Genomic DNA, 6185 nt, shown 5'->3' with positions numbered 1-6185 from the left:
GGCGGGGGGCGCGCTGGGGGCCGCGGTCGAGGGCGGGGCGGCGGTCGGGGCTGTGGTCGGGGCGGCGGTCGGCTGGGCGCGTGCCGCGGCCAGTTCCTGCTCGGCGGCCAGCAGCTTCTCCTCGGCCGCGCGTACCGCGGCGTCGGCCGCGGCGAGCTCGGCGTCGTCCTCGGGGGTCAGCTCCTGCGACTCGGCCGTCTCCAGCGCGTTCTTCGCCGACGTCAGATCGGTCTTGGCATGGGTGAGCCTGACCTTCAGCGGCAGCACGTCCCGTCCCTGGTCGAGGGCCTTGCGCTCGGTCGCGAGCGTTTCCCGCGCGGTCTGCACGGCGCGGCGCAGCGTGTCGTAGGACTGCCGGTCGGCCAGAGTGGGCTGCTGCGCCTCGTAGCCGCCCTTGCGGTACATGCGGTTCACGGCGGCGATGGTGGCCTGGTCGAACACGCCCGAGCGGGGCCCGCCGAAGCCGAGCCTGCGCAGTGCCCCCTGTAGCTGCTCGACGTCGTCGCCCCTGGTGCCGGGGGCGATCGTGCGGTGCATGGGCACCGAGCCGCGCAGCGCGAAGACCGGGCGGCCGTTGACCTCCATCAGCACGCCGCCTTCCGCGATCCGGCCCTGCCTCGGGGCGCGGGTGACGCGCTGCGCGTCGGCTGTGCCGCCGACGACCCCGGCCAGCGTGATGGGCAGCGGCGAGCCGTACTGGAGCGTGCCGCTGACCACGACCGCGCTGACCAGCTTGCGGCGCTCGACGGCGGCCGTGATCAGCGACGCGTCCGGCGCGGCGCGGCGGGCCGCCTCGTCGGCGGGGGAGCGCAGCCGCGTGCTGACCGCCCAGCCGGCGCCCGCGACGAGCACGACGCCGCCGACGACGCCGGCCAGCAGCCTCCTGGGCGACCTCATCGCGTCACCACATGCCGAACTCGGCGGCGACCTGCTCGTTCACCCGGTCCTGCCGGGGCAGGTAGGCGGGGTAGAACCGCCTGCCGCACTCCAAGTCGTCCAGCGCGGCCCTGATCTCCTTGGTCAGGTACGGCCTGGCCTCCTGCGGGGTGAGCGTGGGGACGTAGTACATCGGCAGGTCGCCCTCCTCGCTCGGCGGCGCCACGTCGGGCACGTCGTCGCGCTGCGCCCGGCCGAGCTTGTCCTCCTGCTGGTGGAACTCGGTGCGGCCGCGTTCGTACAGGGCCGAGGGGGTGGCCTTGCCGATCCGGTAGCCCTTGCCCTTCAGACACGTCGCCATGGACGTGGCCAGCTCGACCAGCGCGGGATCACTGTTGATCGTGGCGTCCACGCGCTGCGCGGAGACCCGGTTGATCTGCTCGTAGTAGTCCTGGGTGGACTTCACCACCTTGCCGATCACCTGCTTGGTCGCATCGACCCGGCACTTCTCCGACGCCTGGCGATAGGCGGTGAACTGGGTCTTCGACAGCTTCGACTGGATGGCCAGGTTCGGGTCGACGTCGGGCGCGTTCGCGGGCTTGACGGCCGGGTTGTTCAACTCCTCGGGGTAGACGTGGATGGAGAACACCCCGAACCCGTATTTTTCGCGATATTTCCGCATCGCCTGGTAGTCGCCGGCCGCGCGCAGCTTCTCCTCGGCGCTCTTCTGCTTCTCCGGCTGCACGTACGGGACGTACTTGAAGCCGGCGCGCTTCATGCAGTCGGCCATGACGGCCTCGAGCCGCTGCTTCTTGGCCTTGGTCCCCGAGGCGGCACTCGTCGCCGGGGCCGGGCGCACGTCCTCGGAAGCGCCCCCGCAACCACCGAGTACGGCCACCGCGGCCAGGCAGGACAGGGTCACGCGTAAGGCGGATCTCCTATGCACGGCCCAGACCATACTCCGTTAAAAGAAGTATGGTCAATCCAGGCAATGCCTCCGCTGCCGGTACGGCATGGCCACCGTGCCCAGGGTCAGCAGCACCAGCAGCCCCCAGTACGCCAGGTGCTGACGCGACAACGCGGACTCGTAGGCGTGCGGGGCCAGCTCGATCGAGGCGACCAGCAGGTAGATCGCCGCGGCCAGCCCCCAGCGCAGGTCCCTGGTCAGATAGGCGGCCACCACGGCCAGCCCCAGCACGGTCAGCTCCGCGCCCGCCCTGCTGACGCTGAGCGGAAGGCCGCCGGCCACGCCCGGCCACGCCGGGCCCATCCAGGCCAGCGGTAACACCGCGGCCGGCCACCACCAGGACCTGGCCCCGGCCTTCTGCCCCCTGCCGATCAGCGCCAGCAGGCCGAGCAGGACCACCGCGTACGCCGCGCCCACCGAGAACGGGCCGCTCGTCGCGAACAGGGCCTGATCGGTCAGCGCCCCCGGGTAGACCGGCAGCAGGGTCACGTCGAACAACTGCCAGCCGCCCGCGATCGCCACCGCCTTGGCCCCGGCCGGCGCGGTGAGCACGAACGCGACACGCGTCAGCCCGCGCAGCACGGCCAGCGTGGCCAGCGCGGAGCAGGCCACCAGCCAGGGGATCTCCGCCGCGTACGGCAGCAGCGCGGCCAGGTTCGCCACCGACACGGCCGTGATGCCCAGGTGCACCCCGCCCGCCCAGACGCTGCCGGTCGCCAGCCGCGCGATCCTGGCCCGCACGCCGCCGAGCACCAGACCGGCCGCCTCCCTGACCGCGGGGACCGACTGGTCGGGCGCCGCGGACTCCAGCAGCACGTCGAGCAGTTCATCGCCGTGGGCCAGGCGGTACTGCCTGGGATAGGCCAGCAGCAGCCGGCGGTAGCGACGTTCGAGCGTCGTCATGTGCTGGGGCGCAGCACCAGCGCGGCGGCCTCCTGCATGCGCCTGGCCTCGGCCTCCACCAGGGTCTGGCCCTGGTCGGTGATGCGGAAGTAGCGCCGGTTGCGGCCGTTGACCGTCTCCTCCCTGTCGACGGCGATCACTCCGCGCTCGTTGAGCCGCTCCAGGATTCCGTACAGGGTGCCGACCGAGGGCTTGACGCGGCCCCCGGACAGCTCCTGGATCGACTTGCTGATCGCATGACCGTGCAGCGGGCCACCGCGCAGCGCGGTGAGCACGAAGTACATCGGCTCGCTGACCTCTGAGGTTCCCCTGGGCATGCGACCATTATTCCGTTCAACGGAGTCTGTGCTAGCCCCCGCAGCGGTCGCCGTTCATGTGGAACACCTCGGGTGCCGGGTTCGGGCCCGGCGCGTTGATGCCGAGGAAGCCGAACGTCACCGACCTGCCCGGCTTGATCCTGCTGTTGCCGGCGGCGTGCCTGGCCGTCACCACCGCTCCCGACTGCGTCACGGCCGCGTTCCAGGCGCGGTCCACGCGCTGGCCGCCGAGGAACGACCAGCGCAGGCTCCAGCCGTCGATCGTGGTGTCGCCGGTGTTCTCGATCACCACCTGGGTGTTGAACCCGGACGGCCACGAGCCGTGCACGGTGTAGCGGACCCGGCAGTCCGAACGTCCGCTCCGGTCGGTCAGGAACGAGCCGATCCAGGCCAGCGGGGCGTTCCAGTTGATGGTCAGCTCGTTGGTCGACCAGGACTCGATGTCGTCGACGTAGCAGAACTGCGGCTTGCAGCCGCGCAGCAGGCGCTGCGCCACCGGGTCCTGGATGCTGGAGTTCGGGCCGCCGGCCAGCGTGCCGCGCGGCGGGTTGGGCAGCGCGGGGTCGAGCTGGTTGGCGTACCAGCGGCTGTGCTGGTTCTTCGCCGCCACCTCGCCGTAGCCCGTCACGTACGACAGGTTGAGCGCGTTGCGGCCGAACAGGTAGTCCATGCCCTGGCGGGCGGCCTGGCGGTACTTCTCCTCGCCGGTCAGGTCGTAGGCGGTGGCGATGACGATCAGGTTGTTGACGATCAGGTGGTTGGAGCCCCAGTCGTAGTCGGGCACGTCGTACGGGATGCCGTACGGGTGCGCCTGCTGGACGGCCAGGTACTTGTCCGCGCCCGCCACCACCGACGCGCGCACCTTGTCCCTGCCGGGCAGGGCGTTCGGCACGGTGGCCAGGTCGAGCCGGCCGAGCTGGGCGGTGTGACCCCAGTCGAAGCCGCGCTCCAGCCAGACGTCCGCCTCGTGGTGCGGCGAGGCCAGCACGAAGTCCCTGAACTCCTTCTCGCCGGTGGTGATGAACAGCTCGGCCGCCGCCCAGTAGAACTCGTCGCTGACGTCGGTGTCCGGGTAGGCGCCGCCGCCGATGCCGTCGTTCGGGTCGGCGAGCCTGGCCGGGTTGGCCTTCGCCGCGGCCCACGCCTTGCGCGCTGCCTTGAGGTTCCTGGCGGCGAAGGCCGCGTCGTACGGGGCGAACAGGCGGGCCGCCTGCGCCGCGGTGGCGGCCAGGTTGAGCGTGGCCGCGGTCGAGGTGGGGTGCAGCTCGCGCGGCTGCGGGTCCAGGTGCGGCAGCAGCGGCAGCCCGGTCCAGGCCCGGTCGTGGATCTTGTGGTGGGCCATGCCCTCGAACCGCTCGCCGTCCGGCACCTGCATGCTGAGCAGGAACTCCTGCTCCCAGCGCACCTCGTCGAGCACGTCGGGCACGCCGTTGCCGCTCTCCGGGATGTTCAGCTGACGATCGGTGAACGCGGCCTTGTCACGCTCGTAGGCCGACAGGAGCTGGTAGACCGAGACGCCGGCGTTGACCACGTACTTGCCGTGGTCGCCCGCGTCGTACCAGCCGCCCTTGACGTTCAGCGTGTAGTCGCAGACGCCCGGCTGGCAGGGCACCGCGACGTCGCCCTGGTTGGGCGCGACCCCGGCGTGCCCGGCCGGGCGGCCGTAGCCGGGCCGCAGCGAGTCGAGGATCTCGATGCCGCTGCGCTGGGTGTAGTAGAGCTTGAGCGCGTCGGACGACAGGTCGTCGTAGACGCCGGCGCTGATGTCGAACGGGCGGCTGGTCTCGCCGTCCGCGGTCAGCGTGTAGCCCTCGCCCGGCTTGACGTAGGAGCCGAAGTCGATGGTCTGGACGTTCTGGCCGGAGCTCGCGTCCACGCCCCTCGGCAGGCTGCGGCCGGTGGCGACCGTCTCCTTGCCGGCGTCCTTGAGCTCCCACTCCAGCGGGCCGGTCTCCGTCGTGACGACCGTGGCCTCCTTCGGGCCTGAAGGCAGGTAGCCGACCATGTTCACCCGGACGCGCGGGCCGGTGTCCGGCTCGTAAACGTCGGGTTCCGCACCGCCCTTCAGCGACACGTCGTCCATGCAGAAACTCCAGGGTTCGGCGCTGCCGCCCAGCTGGAAGACCACCTGGGCGTTCGGGAGGCTCACCGGGGCGGTGAAGGTGTAGGCGTAGGTGTCGCCAGAGACGCTGAGCTGCGGGCTCGCCGACAGGTACTGCGTCCATGGGTCCACGGGGAGCTGCACCAGCGCCTTGGCGACCTTGGCCGGGTTCGCCTGCGCGGAGAACCGGTAGGCGTACGTCTCGCCGGCGACCAGCGGGAGGTCGTTCTGGCCGATGATGACGTCCCAGGGGTTGGCGGTGCCGCCTGGCACGTCGGCGCAGAGCCTGCCGCCGGTGCTGGTCAGCGTGACGTTCGCGGTGCCCCACCAGGGGGCGGTGCCGGTGTCGAAGGTGCCGTTCACGATCTGCTCGGGCCCCTCGTCGGCGGCGTGCGCCGGTGCGGGGGACAGGGCGACCATGGTGAGGAGGGCCAGTAACGCGGCCCGGCTTCGGGTCATGGAGGTCCTTAAGGGGGTGTGGGAGCGCTCCCAAAACGAGGGCGCTCCGATACTCCAACGCGGGCGTCACCGCGTCAACGGCCGCCTGCCAACGGTCCTGGTCCCCGATGAAAGTTTCATGCGGGCTACGCTGGCCCGCGTGGTCCTCTTGCGCCGGTTGTCCGGATTCGCCGTCGAGGACCTGCTGCTCGCCGTCTGCCTGCTGGGCGCGGCGCTCCTCGACCCGGCCGCCCGGCGGCCGGGCGCGGTGGCGCTCCTCGACCCCGGCGCGTGGCGGCCGGGCGTCGCGTTCGCGGCGGTGGGCGCGGTGGCGCTGACCGGACGCGCGCGATGGCCCGTGACGACGGCCCTGGTCACCTGCGCGGCCTTCTGCGGGGTGCTGGCGTCGGGGCCGTTGCTGCTCGCCGCCTGCCTGCCCGCGCTGATCGCGGTGTACGGCGCGGCGGCGCACCGGCGGCGCTGGGCCGGGGTGTCGGGGTCGGCGGCTGTGGTGGCGGTGGCCGCACTCGCGTGGGCCGGCCTCGAAGGGGTGCCGGGACTCGGCGGGGTGCCGGGGCTCGGT

The 6185-nt window shown here is 72.0% G+C and carries 5 protein-coding genes and 1 pseudogene; 1 reads left to right on the top strand and 5 read right to left on the bottom strand.

The genetic code is table 11. The features are described from left to right. From HII36_RS52500 to HII36_RS52480, 5 genes are all read right to left on the bottom strand, one after another. Window positions 1–897, bottom strand: an 897-nt coding sequence (locus HII36_RS52500) for a peptidoglycan-binding domain-containing protein (RefSeq protein WP_173530907.1), incomplete at its 3' end; no start/stop codon positions are given. Between the two features lie 4 nt (window positions 898–901). Further along, complete coding sequence (locus tag HII36_RS52495) at window positions 902–1822, bottom strand: hypothetical protein (protein ID WP_173530906.1); 921 nt, start codon at window positions 1820–1822, stop codon at window positions 902–904. Between the two features lie 33 nt (window positions 1823–1855). After that, the gene (locus HII36_RS52490; protein WP_173530905.1) at window positions 1856–2746 is read right to left on the bottom strand and encodes a hypothetical protein; all 891 of its coding nucleotides are present in this window, start codon (window positions 2744–2746) and stop codon (window positions 1856–1858) included. Next, window positions 2743–3063 carry a PadR family transcriptional regulator gene (locus HII36_RS52485; RefSeq protein WP_173530904.1) on the bottom strand — a complete coding sequence of 107 codons (321 nt, stop codon included), beginning with the start codon at window positions 3061–3063 and terminating at the stop codon, window positions 2743–2745. Before HII36_RS52485 ends, HII36_RS52490 begins: the two co-directional genes overlap by 4 nt. Before the next feature lie 31 nt (window positions 3064–3094). Next, a complete protein-coding gene (locus tag HII36_RS52480; RefSeq protein WP_173530903.1) occupies window positions 3095–5623 on the bottom strand; it encodes a glycoside hydrolase family 9 protein in 2529 nt (842 codons plus the stop codon). 139 nt (window positions 5624–5762) lie between these two features. Here HII36_RS52480 and HII36_RS52475 point away from each other — a divergent pair. After that, window positions 5763–6185, top strand: a pseudogene (locus HII36_RS52475) (hypothetical protein); the annotation flags it as partial.

Origin of the sequence: Nonomuraea antri, assembly GCF_013283785.1 — a bacterium.
Lineage (GTDB): Bacteria > Actinomycetota > Actinomycetes > Streptosporangiales > Streptosporangiaceae > Nonomuraea > Nonomuraea antri.
This window is presented reverse-complemented; position numbering and strand designations above follow the sequence as displayed.

Coding starts and splice junctions, on each gene's coding strand:
- HII36_RS52490 (WP_173530905.1), bottom strand. CDS start 2,746: ATGACGACGCTCGAACGTCGCTACCGCCGGCTGCTGCTGGCCTATCCC.
- HII36_RS52485 (WP_173530904.1), bottom strand. CDS start 3,063: ATGCCCAGGGGAACCTCAGAGGTCAGCGAGCCGATGTACTTCGTGCTC.
- HII36_RS52480 (WP_173530903.1), bottom strand. CDS start 5,623: ATGACCCGAAGCCGGGCCGCGTTACTGGCCCTCCTCACCATGGTCGCC.